Genomic DNA, 16,824 nt, shown 5'->3' with positions numbered 1-16,824 from the left:
CACATCAATACGCACGTCGTTATGCGCAGAACCCGCAGTGCTTTCGCTAAGGTTGGGCGCTCCGTTACGCCCGCGATTGTTAGTGCAAAATCTGTGCCAGATTCCCGGCCCGAAAGCTGCATGGCATCGGCGGGGGCGGCTTCAGGGCGCGCGGCGGGGTGTCGCACAGGCCGTTTTTCTCTCATACTCCCTCTTAACCCATTGATTTTTATGACTTCCGTATGACTTCCGCATTGGTACATCTGAACGGCCCGCCGGGCGTGCATCCGCTGGCGTCCGACCTCGAGGCGGCCGGAATCCAGGTTCTCGGCTGCATCGAGGAGCGCAGCAAACTGGTGCAGGAGGTGCTGCGGCACGCACCAGACCTGGTGATTTGCCATGACTCGATGCCGGATGAGGAGCTGTTCAGGGCACTGCAGGTCATTGGGGAGACCTCGCCGCGTCCCGTCATCGTGTTCACCAGTGACGGCGACGCCGAAAAGCTCACGCGGGCCTTGGCTGCGGGTGTTCATGCCTATGTCATCAATGGCTATGGCCAGCAGCGCCTGCGCTCGCTCATTCATCTGGCCCAGGCCCGCTTCAGCCGCGAGCAGGCCTTGCGGGCGGAGATGTTTGAGGTGTCACGCCGCCTGGAAGAGCGTAAGGTGGTGGACCGTGCCAAGGGCATCCTGATGCGCGCGCGCCAGGTGTCGGACGACGACGCGTTCCAGATGCTGCGCACCGCCTCCATGCACACCAACCAGCGCCTGGGCCAGGTGTCGCAGCAGATCATCCATTCGGCCCGCTTTGCGGAAGACGTCAACCGTTCCGGACAGTTGCGCATGCTGTCGCAGCGGCTGGTCAAGCTGGCCTTGCAGCAATTGGCTGGGGTGCAGGTCGCGCAGGCCAAAGAGCACCTGAAGGAGTCCGTTCTGCGCATTGACGCAAATATTGCGGCCCTCGGCAAAAGCCTGTCCCAGCCCACCTTTGGGGACTTATTGGGGCAGGTCGTCCAGACGTGGGGCCAGCTCAAGCAGGCATTGCAGGACGAACCGCAGGCTCGCCACATGGGCCCGCTCGACGAACTCGCCGAGCAGCTGCTGCAGGAAGCCGAGCGGCTGACCAGCAGCCTGGAAAATGCGGGTGCCATGCCCCCGCTGCAGGTCCTCAACCTGGCAGGCCGCCAGCGCATGCTCAGCCAGCGTTTCGCAAAATATGCCCTGCTCGAGGCGATGGGGGGCAGGGCCGCCACGTCGCGCTACATCGAGGGCATGGCCGAGTCCCGGGTGGCCTTCGAGCAGGCGCTGAAATACCTGAACGAAATCCCCCTCACCAGCGGGGACATCCGCACCTCGCTGGACGCTGCCGCCGCGTGCTGGGAGCAGATGCTGACTGGCGCCGCACCCGTCGGGCAGGGTGCCCCGGAACTGCTGGCGCGCCTGGAGCGCCTGGCCGTGGCCAGCGAGGAATTGCTGGATGCATTCGAGAAGCTGTCGGTGCATTACGAGCGCAGCATGCAGATGCTGGTGGGGTAACGGGCGTGTTTTATATTGCAGTGCACCAAATTCGGGCATGGGACTTGCTTATGTTGGTGCATGGCATTTGACCTGGACATTGGCTTCGCAACGCTTGCGGGCCGCAAAGACAGCAACGAGGATTTCTGCGCAGCCATGCTGCCGGAGCCCGGCCGGGAGGGAATGGGTTCCATTGTGGCGATTGCCGACGGCGTGAGCACCGGCGGCATGGGCAAAGAGGCGGCGCAAACCACCGTCACCAGCCTGGTACGCGATTACTACGGCACGCCTGAAACCTGGGACACCACGGTGGCGCTGGACCGGATCATTGGCGCGCAAAACGCCTGGCTGGCGGGCCTGAACCGGCGCAGGCATCCGGCGATCGGACTGACCACCCTGACGGCCGTGGTGTTGCGGGGGCAGTCGTATTCGCTGGCCCATGTCGGCGACACCCGCGCTTACCTGCTGCGTGCCGGGCACCTGGTGCAGCTGACCAGCGACCATGTGGTCGATCACCCGGACTTCCGGCACCAGCTGCTGCGTTGTGTGGGTGCGGAAGACCGCCTGGTGGTGGACTACTCCCAGGGTGACCTGCAGGTGGGCGATATTTTCGTGCTGCTGTCTGATGGGGTGCACAACGTACTGTCGGGCAAGCGGCTCGATGCCCTGGTTTTGCCCGCCAGCATTCCCGGGCATGCCGGAGACACCGGGGTTGACGCGAAAACCCTCAGCCAGCAGCTGGTTGATGCCGCGATGGCCGCAGGCACGACGGATAACGTCACCGCCCTGGTGGTGCGCGTGCTGGGCTTGCTCGATGCGAACCTGCAGGATGAAAACCGCCAGGCGCTGGCCTTGCCGGTGCCGCGGCGGCTCAAGGTAGGCAGTGTGCTGGATGGCCTGTCCGTGACGGCCCTCGTTGCAGACAATGGCGTCAACCTGCTCTACCAGGTACGGGATGTCGCGAGCCAGAAACTCTATGCCATCAAGACGCTGCACCCCGCACGGGCGCAGGATCCCGAGGAGCGCGCCATGCTGGCCCACGAAGCCTGGCTGGCCAAGCGCATGCAGTCGTCTCGCGCGGCCGACCATCTTGTCAACCTGCATGACCATCCGCCGGGCGTCGAGGCAGCCAGTGCCTTTTATCTGCTCTACGACTGGCATGCCGGTGAAACGCTTCAGCAGCAACTCGACCGCAAGCATGCCTTCAACCTGCCGCAGGTCCTGACGGTGGCCACCCAGGCTGCGAAAGCCCTCGGCCGCCTGCACCGCCAGAGTGTGATCCACCGCGACATCAAGCCCGCCAACCTGCACCAGGGTGAGGACGGAATTCTTCGCGTGCTCGATCTGGGGGTTGCCCTGACGGGCCGCGAGCCCGAGGCCATGCGCCAGCTGCATGCCGGAACGCCCAGCTACATCAATCCCGAGCAGTGGGGTTTTGGTGTCAAGACCGGCGGGGCCAGCAGCGACCTGGCCGCAGAGTTGCCTGATGCGCAAAGCGACCTGTTCGCGCTCGGCGTGACGCTGTACCAGCTGCTGACCGGCAAGCTCCCGTATGGCGAGGTGCTGCCCTATCAGGCGGGGCGCTACTACCACGACCCGATTCCGCCAAGCCGCCACAACCCCGAGGTACCGATCTGGCTGGACCATGTGGTGTTGAAGGCCGTGGCGCGCGACAAGCGCCAACGCTTCGAGACGGCCGAGGAGCTGCTGCTGGCGCTGGAACGGGGCGCCTCGCGGCCATTGACGGCGCCGCCCGCATCCCGCCTGATCCAGCGGGATCCCGCTGCGCTGCTGAAGGTCGGCCTGGTGATCAGTGTGGTGGTGAACCTGCTGCTGATTTACTGGCTGCTGTTCCTGCCGAAATAATCATGGCGGGCCGCGTGGCGCGCTGCATGGCGCCACAGCCCGGCAAGTGAGCACGGAAAAAGGACAGGGCAGAGGGTAGGGGAGTTTCCGGCCATCCGGCTTTCCACCTCCCACCCTGCTTCAGCTTCAGCGTGGCCCTGGTATGCAGGCGCTTACTTCTTGCTGCGGATTTTCATCAATTCGTTCTGCGTTTCGATCCAGGTCTCCATGCCGACATCCGCACCGATCAGGGCGTAGACCTTGGTCAGCTTGTTGCGCATGCGCGAAGCTTCGCCGTCGGACAGTTCGTTGACCTTCATGCCCTTGGCCTTGAGTTCGGCCACGGCTTGCGCGGCTTCCTGGCGGGTGTCCTTGCGCTCGAAGTCGCGGCTGGCCTTGGCCGCGTCCATCAGCACCTTCTGCTCGTCTTTCGAGAGCTGATCCCACCATTTCTTGCTGACCAGAACTATCCACGGGCTGTACACGTGATTGGTCACGGTCAGGTATTTCTGCACCTCATAAAACTTGCTCGACAGGATGGTGTTGTAAGGATTTTCCTGGCCATCCACCGTGTTGGTCTCCAGTGCGCTGAACAGCTCCGAGAAGGCCATGGGAACGGCGTTGGCGCCCAGCGTCTTGAAGCTGGTGAGAAAGACGTTGTTCTGCATCACCCGCAGCTTGATGCCATCGAGGTCTTCCATCTTGTTGACCGGGCGCTTGCTGTTGGTCAGGTTGCGAAATCCGTTTTCCCAGTACACCAGGCCGACCAGTCCCTTGTCCTGCAGCTTGGCCTTGACTTTCTCGCCAATCGGGCCGTCCAGCAGCTGGTCCGCCTCGCGCGCGTTGCTGAAGAGGAAGGGCGTGTCCCACAGCGCCATCTCCTTGGTAATGCCCACCAGCGTGGCGGTGGATCCCACCATCATCTCCTGCGCGCCGCCAATCAGGGCTTGCTGCATCTGCGTATCGGGGCCCAGCGCTGCCGCGCCGATGGCCCGCACCTTCATCTTGCCGCCGGAGGCCTTTTCGACCTGGTCGGCAAAGACCTTGGCGGCGCGGCCCTGGTTGCTCTGCTCGTTCAGGCCATAGCCGAAGCGGATCAGGCGGGGTTTGATGTCTTGCGACAGGGCGGCAAACGACGCGGTCAGCGCGGCTGCGGCGGTAAGGGCCATCAGGGTACGGCGGAAATGAATCACGGAAGTCTCCTTGGTTTGGAAGTGAAAATGAAAGAGGTCAGAGAAAGCGGTCAGCGCATCCACGCAACGGGTGCGGTGACGATCTGCGGGAACATGACGAACACGGAAAGGATCAGCAGGTAGGTGACGAGGAAGGGGTTGACCCCCTTGATGACCTGGTGCATCGACAGCCGGCCGACGCCCGCCACGACGTTGAGCACGGTGCCGACCGGCGGCGTGATCAGGCCGATGGCGCCGTTGAGGATGAACATCAGCCCGAAGTACACCGGGTCGATGCCGGCCTTGACCGCGATCGGCAGCATGACCGGCGCAAAGATCAGGATGGTCGGCGTCAGGTCCAGCGCCGTGCCGATGATGACCAGCGTGACCATCATGACGGCCATCAGCAAGCGGGGGCTCTGCACCAGCGGGCCCAGCCAGGACACCAGCACGCTGGGCAGGTCGGCCAGCGTGATCATGTAGCTGGCGACCTGCGCACCGGCGCACAGAAACATCACGATGGCGGTGGTCTTGGCCGCCCGAACCAGCACACCATGCACTTCGGTGAGTTTCATTTCGCGGTGCACAAACAGGGCCACCACCAGCGCGTAGAAAGCAGCCACCACGGCAGCTTCTGTCGGCGTGAAGATGCCCGACTTCATGCCGCCGATGATGATGAGGGGCATCAGCAAGGCCCAGAAAGCCTTGGCGGTGGCGCGCAGGCGCTCTGCCATGGACAGGGGCTCACCGGAAGGCAGCTCGATCTTGCGCAGCACCAGCTTCCAGGCCACGATGAGGCCCGCACCCATGATCAGCCCCGGCACGATGCCGGAGATAAACAGCGCCGATATCGACGTGTTGGTGGTAACGCCGTAAATCACGAAGGGCATGGACGGCGGGATGATGGGCGCGATGATGCCGCCCGAAGCAAGCAGGCCCGCGGAGGTGTGCATCGGGTAGCCCTGCTGGCGCATCATGGGCAGCAGGATGGTGGCCAGCGCGGCCGTGTCGGCCAGCGCCGACCCGCTCATGCTGGCCATCAGCACGGCAGCGCCAATGGCGACAAAGCCGAGGCCGCCGCGGATGTGGCCCACCCAGGCCTGGGCCATGGCGATGATGCGGCGGCTGATGCCGCCCGAGTTCATCAGCTCGCCGGCCAGGATGAAAAACGGAACCGCCAGCAGCGGAAAGCTGTCCACGCCGGCCACCAGGTTTTGCGCCAGCAGCTGCGTGTCCCAGAATCCGAGCACCCAGGCCATGCCGGCGCCTGTCAGCACCAGCGCCAGGGCCATGTTCATGCCGATGCCCATCAGCAGCAGCATGCCCGCGGAAAAAATAATGAATGCCAGGCCTTCGTTGCTCATGCTGCTTACTCCACTTCCACACCGTGACCGAGGTCCAGCGGTGTGCGTTTAATCAGTTCGACGAACGCCATCAGCCCGATGGCTGTCGCGCACAAAAAGGCCGGCAGGGGCAACAGCGCCGTCGGGTAGCCCAGCACCACGGAACGGCTGTCCATGCCGACAACCACCTGTTGCCACGCGCCCCAGGCCAGCAAGGCGCTGCCCAGCAGCACCAGCAGCCGGATCAGCAGCGTCATGCCTGTCATCAGGCGGGGCCGGTTGCGCAGGGCCCCGACCAGCGACGTGAATGCCATGTGTTCGCCGGCCGGGTAAGCGGCCGTGGCGCCAATGAAAACCATCCAGACGAACAGCAGGCGGGAAAGCTCTTCGCTGGCTGCGACGCCGCTGCCGAAGCCATAGCGCAGAACGACGTTGACAAAGACGGCAACCGCCATCACGCCCAGGCAAATGGCCATGGCGGTGTTGCTCAGCCGCCGGAAAACGCCGGACGGTTCTTCCTGATTCATGCTTGCTCCTTGGTGCCCAGCCACGCGGTGACTTCGGCTTGCAGTTGTGAAATGGGGGCCAATGCATCGACGGACAGCACGCCGACCTCGCCGGTGGGCGGCTCCAGTGCGGCAAACTGGCTGTCGACCAGGCTGGTGGAAAAGAAATGCGTCGCGGCGCGGGCTTGCACGCGGGCCTGGGACTGCGCACGGCTGATCTCAAGGTAAACAAACCGCAGCCCGGGGGCGGCTTGGCGCAGCCGTTCGCGGTAGCTGCGCTTGAGCGCCGAGCAGGTGAGGACCAGCCCGCCGGGATGTGCCCGCAACTCGGCACTGAGCCTGCCCAGCCAGCCATCGCGGTCCGCGTCGGTCAGTGCGATGCCCTGGCTCATTTTGGCCAGGCTCTCGGAGCTGTGGTGGTCATCTCCCTCAATCAGCTGCAGGCCGGTGAGTTGGGCAACCGCCCGTCCCAGGCTGGACTTGCCGCAACCGGCCACACCCATGATGACGATGGAATCACTCATTTTGAAAATTGGATAGCGCTATCCCAATGGGTTTAAAAAAATAGCGGCCGATTTTGGACTTCTCCCCCAGAAGAATTTCACTTCCAGTTAGGGAATTCCCATGGCTCGCTTACGTTTGGATAGCGCTATCCTATGCGAATATGATCATTTGCCAACTCAGTAGTTACCCTAAACCATGAACTCACACCCAGCACGACCCCGTGCGACTGGCCGCGTGACGCTCGCCGATGTGGCGCAAGCAGCCGGCGTGAGTCCCATCACGGTTTCGCGTGCCCTGCGGGGCGAGCGAGCGGTCGACCCCGAGCTGGTGGCCCGTGTCCAGGCGTCGGCCAGCAAGCTGGGCTATGTGCCGGACCCGGCGGCGCGGGCGCTGGCGTCGCGCCACAGCTCCCATGTGGCGGTGCTGATACCGATGCTGTCCAACGCCCTGTTCGTCGACCTGCTCGAAGCGGTCCAGCGGACCTTGCGTCCCGCCGGCTTCCAGACCCTGATTGGCATCACGCACTACGATGCGAGCGAGGAAGAGCATTTGTTGCGCGAGCAGTTGCTGCACCGCCCGGCCGGGCTCATGGTGACCGGACTCGAGCGCAACGACGCCACCCGCGCCCTGATCCTGCAGAGCGGCGTTCCCTGTGTTCACCTGATGGACGCGGCCGGTGTGCCGGGCCTGTACTGCGTCGGCTTCTCGCAGGCCGATGCCGGTGCCGAGATGACGCGCCATTTGCTGCAAAGAGGTCGCCGGCGGATCGCGTTTGCCGGCGCGCAGCTGGACCCGCGGACGCTGCAGCGCTTGGAGGGCTGGCGCCGTGAGCTTGGCTCAGCAGGTCTTTATGCGCCGCAGCTTGAATGGCTGAATCCGGCGCCTTCTTCACTCGCACTCGGTGCGCAAATGTTTGAGCAAATCATGGGGCAGCAGCCTGCGGTGGACGCGGTGTTCTTCTGCAATGACGACCTGGCGCAAGGCGCTTTGCTGGCCGCCTTGCGCCTGGGCATTGAAGTGCCGGGGCGGGTCGCTATTGCCGGGTTCAACGACTTGACCGGAAGCGACCAGATGCTGCCGACCCTCACCACGGTTCGCACGCCGCGCGCTGAAATCGGCACGGCGGCTGCCGGCATGCTGCTGGCCCTCATGCATGGTGATCCGGTGGCGGAACCCTGCGTGAATGTAGGCTACGAACTGGTGGTGCGCGGTAGCACCTAGTACTCCGACCCTGAAATATCGAAACATGAAAGCGCGCCTTCGAACCCATGCCGTCGTTGCAAATCCTCGCCATAGCTAGGGCTATGTCTGCGGTTTGCGCCTAGGCCTGGGCCCGAATCCATCGCTTTCATTGTGTTCCGATACCTCTGTGTCGAAGTACTAGTCACGCAAGAGAGCAAGAGGTTTTGTGCCCGGCTCAGGCGCTACGCGCTCTACCGCCTTTTTGTCTTCGGCTACTTGCTGCGCGGGTTTCCCTCCGCGTCGCGAATCTAGTGTGGTGTTGCACGCTATCCGGCACCTAAAACCGCGTCTTTTCGTCCATGGCGGCGTTGCAAATCCGCGCAATAGCGGGGCTATTGCTGTGGTTTGCGCCTTGCCCTGAACAAAAATCCATCGGTTTTATTGGTGCCGTCAAGCATGCAACACCACACTGCCTGTGACGAAAGCGGGGTCACGCCGGAACGACGCGCGCACGACCTCCCTTTTAGCCTCGCAGAAAGGATGGCAAAAGGTGCTGGGCACCTTTTATCGCTTCGCTCTCACGCGCTTCGCGCGCGGCCACCCTTTTCCGCCCAGGTGCGGGTCCAGCGGATCTGCATGACGCGGAGCATCGCCAGCATGATCAGCGACAGCACGGCAAAAAATATGAAGCCCCACATGTAGGTCGTGGTGTATTGTTTGGACAGGCCCATGGCATTGGGAACAAGGCCGCCGCCCAGTGCGCCGATTTCGCCAATCATGGACCCTGCGACTGCAGTAGCCAGCGGCCAGCGCAACGGCACCAGCTGGAACAGCGCGCCGTTGCCGGCGCCGAGTGCCGCAAAGCACAGCATCAGCAGCAGTGTGGTGGCAACCAGGGAGGAGGTGGCCAGGCCGCAGGCAATCAGCGTGACGGCAATCGTCAGCATCACCACACTCAGGGTATTAACGCCACCCCAGCGGTCCGAAATCCAGCCGCCAAAAATGCGCAGCGCCGCGCCCATGAAGGCCGCGAGCATGGACAACTGGCCGGCCTGCACCTTGCTCACGCCGAACTGGTCGTAGTAGTAGGACGGCAGAAAGGTCGCCAGGCCGATGAAGCCGCCGAAAGTCACGGCGTAGAGCAGGCTGAAGGCCCAGCCGTCTTTTTCGAACAGGCACGCCACGTGTTCGCGCAGGCTGGCGTGGCTGTCAACGTCGTCTGGCTCCTTAGCAAACAAAATCATGGCGGCCATCGGCAGCAGCATGGCCAGCGCGGCAATGCCATAGACCGACTGCCAGCCGAAACGCTGGGCCAGCGCGGGCGCTACCAGCACCGAGACGGCCGTGCCCACGTTGCCCGCACCGACCAGACCCATGGCCAGGCCTTTGTAGCGGGCCGGGAAAGAGCCAGAACCCAGGCTGAGCGCCACGCCAAAACTGGCGCCGGCAATGCCGAGCAGCACACCCATGGCCAGCAGGCTGTTATAGGAGTCGACCAAAAAATAGCCGAACAGCAGCGCGACCATGATCATGCCCATCTCGACCAGCGTGGCGTTTTTTCGGCCGATGTACTGGGCCAGCACGCCGAGCGGAAAGCGCATCAGGGCCCCGGCAAAAATAGGAATCGACAGCATCACGCCTTTTTGCGTGGGCGACAGGCCGTAGGTTTCTGAAATGAAGGGCGCCATGGCGCCGTTCATGACCCAGATGCAGCACGAAAACGCGAAGTAGAAAAACGCTGCGCCCAGCGTTGGCCCGTGGCCAGCCTTGAGAAAATTACGAAACCCCAGCATGGTGCAAACCTTCTATGAAGATGATTGATTCACAGAATGAGTGCGAAAATCATGCCACCTTGGGGCATGGAAAGTGCACTGTTGCGGCGCAATTCTGGCCGAAAAACCGGGGTATTTTGGTGCGGCGCACAAATACCGTGCGCGCCCATGCCGTAGCAGGGCGGTTTGTTTGTCCAGGCGCTGTTTTGGCGGTCTGTCTGCTGTCCGCTCCTGCTATCTGTGTCGTCCGATCAGTGCCTGCGCTCCATGTCCACGCACACCAGGGCCTCGTAGTGGCTCCAGCGCAGGGTGATCACATACGGATGCTTGCGCACCCTCGCCTTGATGCCTTGCACGCCCTGCAGCTTGATGGGAACCGAGATCTGAAGTTCCGGTCCCAGGGCCTTGCGGGCATTGCCGGCCAGGGTGTTGGCGATTTCGCCGACAGCGTCCAGCAGGTTGCTGTCGCTCAGGTCGGTCTCGTGCTGCAGCAGCAAGATCTCGCGCACCAGTTTGGCCGGCATCGAGACGATGACATGGCCGTTGTGGCTGCCTGAAAAAGTGACGAGGCCGTTGAATTCAAAGCCTTCAACATCGCCCGTCCCGAGAAAGGCCGAGGTGATCTGGGGCTCTTGCCGGGTGGTGACCTTCAGGTAATGCCGGATGGAGTCAATGAACAGTTTGAGGTCGGTTTCGTTGAGCGTGGCCACAAAGCTCTCCTTAGCGGGCATCGGCAACGTCGAGCAATGCCATTTGCAGCTCTTCGTCGGTAAAAGGTTTGGCAACAAAGCCGCGCGCACCCAGCTTGAGCGCCTGGATCGCGGTTGATTTGTCGCTCAGGGCACTGACCACCAAAATGTTGATCTTCGGATCAAATCTCAGCAGCGCCTGAATGCATTCGATGCCGTCCATTTCGGGCATGGTCAGGTCCATGGTGACTACCTCGGGGTGCGTGGCCTTGGCAATGCGCACAGCCTCCACGCCGTTTTTGGCAAGGCCCGCCAGCACGACGCCCTTGAGGCCGCCATTCTGGACCACCCGCGAGATGCGGGTCCGGATCATGTTGGAATCATCAACGATCAACAATCGCATGGTGCGGCTCCTTTTTGTGTTTTTTCTTGAAATGCAAACGTTTCCCCTGAGGCGAAGCGTCTCGCGAGCCGCGGCCCGCAAGGCCTCGGGAGCTACACGCAGTGAGCGACCGTGGGGGCTCTTCCCTCCAGCAGGGGCCGCGGGACTGGCTTTGCCAGACCGCAGGCGCAGCGGCCCCCTCGGGGGGCAGCGCATTACACGAAGTGAAAAGCGTGGGGGCCATATTTTTAGCCCGCAAAACTGATCTTGAATTCGGTGTGCTGGCCCGGCGTGCTCGACAGCAGCAAACGTGCGCCCAGGCTCTGCACATTCGCCTGCACCAGGTCCAGGCCCACGCCGCGCCCGGCATGCCGGGACGTGGCCAGGGCGGTGGAGAACCCGGGCTTGAAGATGTGCGCGATGACCTGCTTGTCGCTGAAACCCTGCAACTGCTCTGCGGTGTACCAGTTCAACTCCAGCAGGCGTTGGCGCACCTGGGCTGCATTGAGGCCGGCGCCGTCGTCGCGAACACTGAGCAGCCACTGGCTGCTTTCATCGCGGGTGAGGTTGACCGCAATTTGCCCTTCAGCGGGCTTTTGTGACGCGAGCCGGGTAGAGGGTGCCTCGACGCCGTGCACCACGGCATTGCGCACCAGCTGGATGGCGATTTCGCGCACCAGGTCGACTTTGTCGGCCGCCATGTCCAGGGCACTGCTCATGCGCACGGTGGCATTGATGCGTTTGCCGCAGTCGTTGCCTACATCGGTGGCCAGTTTCGTCAGCGCAGCGTTCAGGGCATGCGTCGAGCCCTCCGTCGACCGGGTCTCGCCGCCTGTTTTTCTCCGGCCCAGTGCCTTGAACGAGGCGACCTTGTTCAGCAGGTCCTCCAGCGGCAAGGGCAGGGCCAGCAGCGCGTCGCCGGTCGGGGCGCCGCTGTCCTTGAGTTTTTGCAGTTCGTTTTCGAACTGGTGGGCCAGCGTGGCCAGAATCTCCAGGCCCAGGGATGCCGCATCGCCCTTGATGGCGTGGACGCGGCGGTATGCACCGTCCACGGCCTTGAGCACCTGTATTTCGGAAGCGGCGGACGAGGTGCTTCGCAAGAGGTCGTTCACCTCCAGCAGCGAAGCTTCGGCCCGCTCGACAAACGCCCGCATCATGGCCGGATCGGTTTCAAAGGCCTTGAGCATCATGGACAGCTCTTTTTGCGAGCGCTGACGCTCGCTGGCCAGCCGGGCCTGCAGTTCCACTTTCTCCGAGATGTCCTGTACGGTCACCAGCAGGTGGTGAACGGTGTCATCTTCCTGCACCCGGTTGAAGTGAAAGGACAGGTAGCGGGTGGTGTCCTGGCCCAGCCGGTTCCTTACCGTGAGTTCCACCTCGGCCAGCGGGTTGATGCCCTGGACCAGCTGTTCCTTGACGTGCGGCGAGAACAGGAGCTGGACATAGTCCCGCGCGTCGTTGAGCGCCTTCTCTGAAACCAGGGTGGACAGCAGTTCAAAAAAGTTCTGGCCAGGCACCAGTGACCTGCCGAACAATTCATGGGCCGACCGGGAGAGTTGTGAGCCCAGGCGGTTGTCGGGCGTGAGCAGGAACAGGCCTTCGCGCACGCTGACAAGAATCTCGCGATTCTCCTCATTGGCGGCCTCGATGGCGGCGTCCGAGGTATTGAGGCGGCGCAGGAACTTGAACAGGATGAAGGCGAAGTTGAGCAGGGCCAGGATGATGCCGCCGGTTTGCACCATGCGCAGAATGCTGGCGCGCGATCCGCCTATCTGCTGGGTTTCAGTGACGAAGTCATTGGCAATGCCCAGCAGCTTGATGTTGTTGGCCTGGCTGTAGGCGAGCGCTGCGGCCAGTTCTTGCGGTGTGAAATTGTCGCTGGCGAGCAGAGGTTGCAGCAGGTCGTAATAGGGTTTCCACAGCGCATCCACCTTGCTTTCCAGCTCGCGCCCGCGGCTGGACACCACGGGTTCCAGGTAGACCGGTTTGCCGTCGCCGCCGGGAACCGTCCCGCCGTCCCGAAAAGCGGTCTGCGAGATCTGGAAGATCTTGGTGCCGGCGCGCAGCTCGCTCAGCGTCTCGGGTTTGTAGGCAATGCCCGCGACGCGCATGGCGTCAAGCTCCAGCAAGGTCCGTGCGACGCGCTGCGAGACATAACGCTGGCGGCCTGACAGGTTGATGGCGACGGTGTCCTGGTCAATCTTGAACGAGGTGTAGAAGTTCAGGACCAGAACACCCAGGTCGAACAGCAGAAATAGGGCCACCGCAATGATGATTTCCCGGTATTTCCCCAATGAAGCAAGGCCGCGGGAGCGCGTTCGCTGTGTGCTGAGCGACCGGCTCTGCAGGGCAGCGGCCTTCCTGGATCCTGGGGCAGGTAATACGGCAGACATTGGAAATCCTTCTTGGCGGGAATTTGCGGAGCGACTCAGCTCATTGTTCAGGCAGCTTTCTCTACATGAGCCTGGCGCGTGTAAAGAAAATCAATCACGGCCTTGCGGTACTGCAGGTACTGCGCGCTTTCAGCCAGCGCCACGCGGTTGCGCGGCCTGGGCAGCTCGACACTCAGGACTTCACCAATGGTGGCGGATGGGCCATTGGTCATCATCACGATGCGGTCGGAGAGCAGCACGGCTTCATCCACGTCGTGCGTCACCATGACCACCGTGCTTTGGGTGCGGGCCACGATCTCCAGCAGCTCGTCCTGCAACTTGGCGCGGGTCAGCGCGTCGAGGGCGCCGAAGGGCTCGTCGAGCAGCAGAACCTTGGGTTCCATCGACAGCGCGCGGGCAATGCCCACACGCTGCTTCATGCCGCCGGAGATTTCGCCGGGGCGCTTTTGTGCGGCCGGGGTCAAACCCACCATGGCCAGGGCCGCATCGGTGCGGGCCTTGAGCTGCGCCTTGCTTTCGGTTTCTGCAAAGACGCGTTCCACGGCGAGGTAGACGTTCTCAAAGCAGGTGAGCCAGGGCAGCAGGGAATGGTTCTGGAACACCACGGCGCGCTCGGGACCGGGCCCCGAAATTTCGCGGTTGGCGCACAGCAGGCTGCCCTGGGTGGGGGTGGTCAGGCCGGCAATCAGGTTGAGCAAGGTGGACTTGCCGCATCCCGAATGGCCAATCAACGCGACGAATTCACCGCGGGCGACCGTGAGGTTGATGTTTTGCAGCGCGCGGAACGGGCCCTTCTTGGTCTTGAAGGTCTGCTCGACACCCTGGATTTCGATGTACTTGGTGGTGAAAGATGTGCTCATGGTCGTCATCCTCGGTTGTTGGGGGTCTCAGGTTTCAGTTCTTCAGTTCTTCAGTTCTTCAGTTCTTCAGTTCTTCAGTTCTTCAGTTCTTCAGTTCTTCACTTCTTCGAAGGTGAAGGCGGTGGCGAGCTTGATCAGCGCAAACTCCAGCACCAGCCCCACAATGCCGATCACAAAAATCGCGATGATGATGTTCTTGACATTCAGGTTGTTCCACTCGTCCCAGACCCAGAAGCCGATGCCGACGCCGCCGGTCAGCATTTCTGCTGCCACGATGACCAGCCAGGCGGTGCCCACGGCCAGGCGCACACCGGTCAGCATGTAGGGCAGCACGGCGGGGAAGAGGATCTTGCTGACGATCTTCCATTCGGACAGGTTGAGCACCCGCGCCACGTTCATGTAGTCCTGCGGCACGCGCTGCACGCCTACGGCGGTGTTGATGATCATGGGCCAGATCGAGCAGATGAAGATGGTCCAGATGGCGGCCGGGTTGGCGCCCTTGAACACCAGCAGGCCGATCGGCAGCCAGGCCAGCGGCGATACCGGGCGCAGCAGGCTGATCAGCGGGTTGAACATGCGGCTCAAAAAGTCGAAGCGGCCGATCATGAAACCGACCGGAATGCCGACGATGGCCGCCATGCCGAAGCCCATGGCCACGCGCTTGAGCGATGACAGCACGTTCCAGCCCACGCCCTGGTCATTCGGCCCCTTGTTGTAGAAGGGGTCGCTGAACACCTGCACCGCCTGCGTGAAGGTGTCCCTGGGCGAGGGAATGCTGGCGCCAGTGCCCACGGAGACCAGCTCCCACACCAACACCAGCAGGCCCATGCCCAGCAGGGGTGGCAGGATGGCGAGCCAGAGAAATGACGAGTCCCATGGCTGCCGGGCTGTGGCGGGGGCTGCTGGGGCCGTGATGACGGACGGGGCTGGATTCTTCATGTCATGGTGGGCTGGCGCCCCGGGTTTGTGCGCGGTGGCAGCTATCGGATGTGCAGCGCTTCGTTCGCTGCTTCGAGCGGCTGGCGCTGCGGCGTCCAGCGGATTGTGGAATACGGCACTGACCATGGTGTCACGTCCTTTGGTGGGAGATTGATGAATGCTCAGCGGCTATTTCAGGCGTGGACCTTGAAGCCATCGGCGTACTTTTTCGGATCCTTGCCGTCCCATACCGTGCCGTCGATCAACTTGCTGGTGCGCATCGCGTCTTTCGGAACGCTGACTTTGGCCGCCGTGGCGGCCTGCTTGTAGATGTCGATCTGGTTGATCTGTTTGGCAATGCCGAGGTAGTCGGGGTGGTCCTTGATCAGGCCCCAGCGCTTGTGTTGCGTGAGGAACCACATGCCGTCGGAGAGGTAAGGGAAGGTGACCGCGCCGTCGTTGAAGAATTTCATGTAGTTCGGGTCATCCCAGGTCTTGCCCATGCCGTTCTGGTAGCGGCCCAAAATGCGCTGGTTGATGGCGTCCACGCTGGTGTTGACATAGGCCTTGTCGGCCACGGTCTCGGCCATCTTGTTCTTGTTCTGCAGGCCGGCATCGATCCACTTGCCGGCTTCGATGATGGCGGCGGTGACGGCGCGTGCCGTGTTGGGGTATTTCTTGACGAAATCGCCGGTGGTGCCCAGCACTTTTTCCGGGTGGTCTTTCCAGATGTCCTGGGTGGTGACAGCCGTGACGCCAATGCCGTCAATGATGGCGCGGTGCCCCCAGGGCTCGCCGACGCAGTAGCCGTCCATGTTGCCCACGCGCATGTTGGCCACCATTTGCGGCGGCGGCACGGTGATGACCTTGGCATCCTTCATCGGGTTGATGCCGTTGGCGGCGAGCCAGTAATACAGCCACATGGCGTGCGTGCCGGTCGGAAAGGTCTGGGCGAAGGTGTACTCGCGTTTTTCGCTGGCCATCAGCTTGGCCAGACCCGCGCCGTCGACGGCACCCTTGTCGGCCAGTTTCTTGGACAGCGTGATCGCCTGGCCGTTGTTGTTGAGGGTCATCAGCACGGCCATGTCTTTCTTGGGGCCGGCGGTGCCCATGTGCACGCCGTAAATCAGGCCGTAGAGCACGTGGGCGAAGTCGAGCTCGCCGTTGACCAGCTTGTCACGCACGCCGGCCCAGCTGGCTTCCTTGGTGGGAATGATTTTTACGCCGTATTTCTGGTCAATGCCGAGCACCGAGGCCATGACCACCGAGGCGCAGTCGGTCAGCGGGATGAAGCCAATCTTCACTTCCTTCTTTTCAGGGGCGTCCGAGCCCTGGGCGTAGACGGCAGCACGCAGGGCCGGGTTGATGCCCACGGCACCCACTGCGGCAGCCTGCAGGACGGTACGGCGTGTCAGGGAGGATTTCAGCAGATCAGTCACGGTTTTGACTCCAGAAGTGAAAAACAAAAAAGCAAAAAACAAAAGAGGAAAACAAAAAAGGCGCTCGACCCGGGCAAACACAATGGATGTGAGTGCAGGGTGCGAACGCCTTTGTTCAGGGAGGACATTCCACTTCGCCGTTGAAGTGATATGCCCGATAGGGAGTTCAATGCAAGACCTGTGCCAGCAGGTTCTTGTGCTTCACATAGACTCACGACAGACGCGAGATGGCGCCTGGACCATTTGCCAATGGGCGCAACCAGCTACTGAATTGATAGCGTCGTGGGCCGCATGCGAGACCGGCTCACGATTTTTTTGATTCCGCA

Annotated in this window: 14 protein-coding genes; 3 read left to right on the top strand and 11 right to left on the bottom strand. The window is 62.3% G+C overall.

The genetic code is table 11. The features are described 5' to 3' along the window. The first annotated feature begins 221 nt into the window (after window positions 1–221). Both AC1DUR_RS09045 and AC1DUR_RS09040 read left to right on the top strand, forming a co-directional pair. Window positions 222–1,514: a type IV pili methyl-accepting chemotaxis transducer N-terminal domain-containing protein gene (locus tag AC1DUR_RS09045; RefSeq protein WP_477718565.1), complete on the top strand. Its 1,293-nt coding sequence runs from the start codon at window positions 222–224 to the stop codon at window positions 1,512–1,514. Between the two features lie 60 nt (window positions 1,515–1,574). After that, complete coding sequence (locus AC1DUR_RS09040) at window positions 1,575–3,359, top strand: bifunctional protein-serine/threonine kinase/phosphatase (RefSeq protein ID WP_477718564.1); 1,785 nt, start codon at window positions 1,575–1,577, stop codon at window positions 3,357–3,359. A gap of 152 nt (window positions 3,360–3,511) precedes the next feature. Here the strand turns inward: AC1DUR_RS09040 and AC1DUR_RS09035 are convergent, their stop codons facing one another. The 4 genes from AC1DUR_RS09035 to AC1DUR_RS09020 form a co-directional block, all read right to left on the bottom strand. Then, window positions 3,512–4,507, bottom strand: coding sequence for a TRAP transporter substrate-binding protein (locus AC1DUR_RS09035; RefSeq protein ID WP_477718628.1), 996 nt, complete (start codon window positions 4,505–4,507; stop codon window positions 3,512–3,514). 74 nt (window positions 4,508–4,581) lie between these two features. Beyond that, entirely contained in the window at window positions 4,582–5,874 is a 1,293-nt protein-coding gene (locus AC1DUR_RS09030) for a TRAP transporter large permease (RefSeq protein WP_477718563.1), read from the bottom strand. 5 nt (window positions 5,875–5,879) lie between these two features. Continuing rightward, the gene (locus tag AC1DUR_RS09025) at window positions 5,880–6,380 is read right to left on the bottom strand and encodes a TRAP transporter small permease (protein ID WP_477718562.1); all 501 of its coding nucleotides are present in this window, start codon (window positions 6,378–6,380) and stop codon (window positions 5,880–5,882) included. Continuing rightward, window positions 6,377–6,883 carry a gluconokinase gene (locus tag AC1DUR_RS09020; RefSeq protein ID WP_477718561.1) on the bottom strand — a complete coding sequence of 169 codons (507 nt, stop codon included), beginning with the start codon at window positions 6,881–6,883 and terminating at the stop codon, window positions 6,377–6,379. The genes AC1DUR_RS09025 and AC1DUR_RS09020 overlap by 4 nt, the downstream gene beginning before the upstream one ends. 175 nt (window positions 6,884–7,058) lie before the next feature. Between AC1DUR_RS09020 and gntR the strand changes: the two genes are divergently transcribed. Beyond that, window positions 7,059–8,084 carry an HTH-type transcriptional regulator GntR gene (gntR, locus tag AC1DUR_RS09015; protein ID WP_477718560.1) on the top strand — a complete coding sequence of 342 codons (1,026 nt, stop codon included), beginning with the start codon at window positions 7,059–7,061 and terminating at the stop codon, window positions 8,082–8,084. Between the two features lie 539 nt (window positions 8,085–8,623). On the opposite strand, the gene AC1DUR_RS09010 is transcribed toward gntR, so the two are convergent. From AC1DUR_RS09010 to AC1DUR_RS08980, 7 genes are all read right to left on the bottom strand, one after another. Beyond that, entirely contained in the window at window positions 8,624–9,838 is a 1,215-nt protein-coding gene (locus tag AC1DUR_RS09010) for an MFS transporter (protein ID WP_477718559.1), read from the bottom strand. A 230-nt stretch (window positions 9,839–10,068) separates the two neighbouring features. Then, window positions 10,069–10,527, bottom strand: coding sequence for a chemotaxis protein CheX (locus tag AC1DUR_RS09005; protein WP_477718558.1), 459 nt, complete (start codon window positions 10,525–10,527; stop codon window positions 10,069–10,071). 10 nt (window positions 10,528–10,537) lie between these two features. Then, complete coding sequence (locus tag AC1DUR_RS09000) at window positions 10,538–10,909, bottom strand: response regulator (RefSeq protein ID WP_477718557.1); 372 nt, start codon at window positions 10,907–10,909, stop codon at window positions 10,538–10,540. A gap of 227 nt (window positions 10,910–11,136) precedes the next feature. Continuing rightward, the gene (locus AC1DUR_RS08995; protein ID WP_477718556.1) at window positions 11,137–13,152 is read right to left on the bottom strand and encodes an ATP-binding protein; all 2,016 of its coding nucleotides are present in this window, start codon (window positions 13,150–13,152) and stop codon (window positions 11,137–11,139) included. A gap of 176 nt (window positions 13,153–13,328) precedes the next feature. After that, entirely contained in the window at window positions 13,329–14,141 is an 813-nt protein-coding gene (locus AC1DUR_RS08990; protein ID WP_477718555.1) for an ABC transporter ATP-binding protein, read from the bottom strand. A gap of 90 nt (window positions 14,142–14,231) precedes the next feature. Then, a complete protein-coding gene (gene ntrB, locus AC1DUR_RS08985; RefSeq protein ID WP_477718554.1) occupies window positions 14,232–15,206 on the bottom strand; it encodes a nitrate ABC transporter permease in 975 nt (324 codons plus the stop codon). A gap of 47 nt (window positions 15,207–15,253) precedes the next feature. Further along, window positions 15,254–16,498 carry a CmpA/NrtA family ABC transporter substrate-binding protein gene (locus AC1DUR_RS08980; RefSeq protein WP_477718553.1) on the bottom strand — a complete coding sequence of 415 codons (1,245 nt, stop codon included), beginning with the start codon at window positions 16,496–16,498 and terminating at the stop codon, window positions 15,254–15,256. Between the last annotated feature and the right edge of the window lie 326 nt (window positions 16,499–16,824).

The sequence above is a fragment of the Polaromonas sp. P4_F4 genome, from assembly GCF_056401355.1.
The sequence above is the reverse complement of the archived record's forward strand: the minus strand, read 5'-3'. Positions and strand labels throughout refer to the sequence as shown.

What these genes read in the sequence shown, in the direction of transcription:
- AC1DUR_RS09045 (WP_477718565.1), top strand. Translation starts at nt 222, where the DNA reads ATGACTTCCGCATTGGTACATCTGAACGGCCCGCCGGGCGTGCATCCG.
- AC1DUR_RS09040 (WP_477718564.1), top strand. Translation starts at nt 1,575, where the DNA reads ATGGCATTTGACCTGGACATTGGCTTCGCAACGCTTGCGGGCCGCAAA.
- AC1DUR_RS09035 (WP_477718628.1), bottom strand. Translation starts at nt 4,507, where the DNA reads ATGGCCCTTACCGCCGCAGCCGCGCTGACCGCGTCGTTTGCCGCCCTG.
- AC1DUR_RS09030 (WP_477718563.1), bottom strand. Translation starts at nt 5,874, where the DNA reads ATGAGCAACGAAGGCCTGGCATTCATTATTTTTTCCGCGGGCATGCTG.
- AC1DUR_RS09025 (WP_477718562.1), bottom strand. Translation starts at nt 6,380, where the DNA reads ATGAATCAGGAAGAACCGTCCGGCGTTTTCCGGCGGCTGAGCAACACC.
- AC1DUR_RS09020 (WP_477718561.1), bottom strand. Translation starts at nt 6,883, where the DNA reads ATGAGTGATTCCATCGTCATCATGGGTGTGGCCGGTTGCGGCAAGTCC.
- gntR (WP_477718560.1), top strand. Translation starts at nt 7,059, where the DNA reads ATGAACTCACACCCAGCACGACCCCGTGCGACTGGCCGCGTGACGCTC.
- AC1DUR_RS09010 (WP_477718559.1), bottom strand. Translation starts at nt 9,838, where the DNA reads ATGCTGGGGTTTCGTAATTTTCTCAAGGCTGGCCACGGGCCAACGCTG.
- AC1DUR_RS09000 (WP_477718557.1), bottom strand. Translation starts at nt 10,909, where the DNA reads ATGCGATTGTTGATCGTTGATGATTCCAACATGATCCGGACCCGCATC.
- AC1DUR_RS08990 (WP_477718555.1), bottom strand. Translation starts at nt 14,141, where the DNA reads ATGAGCACATCTTTCACCACCAAGTACATCGAAATCCAGGGTGTCGAG.
- ntrB (WP_477718554.1), bottom strand. Translation starts at nt 15,206, where the DNA reads ATGGTCAGTGCCGTATTCCACAATCCGCTGGACGCCGCAGCGCCAGCC.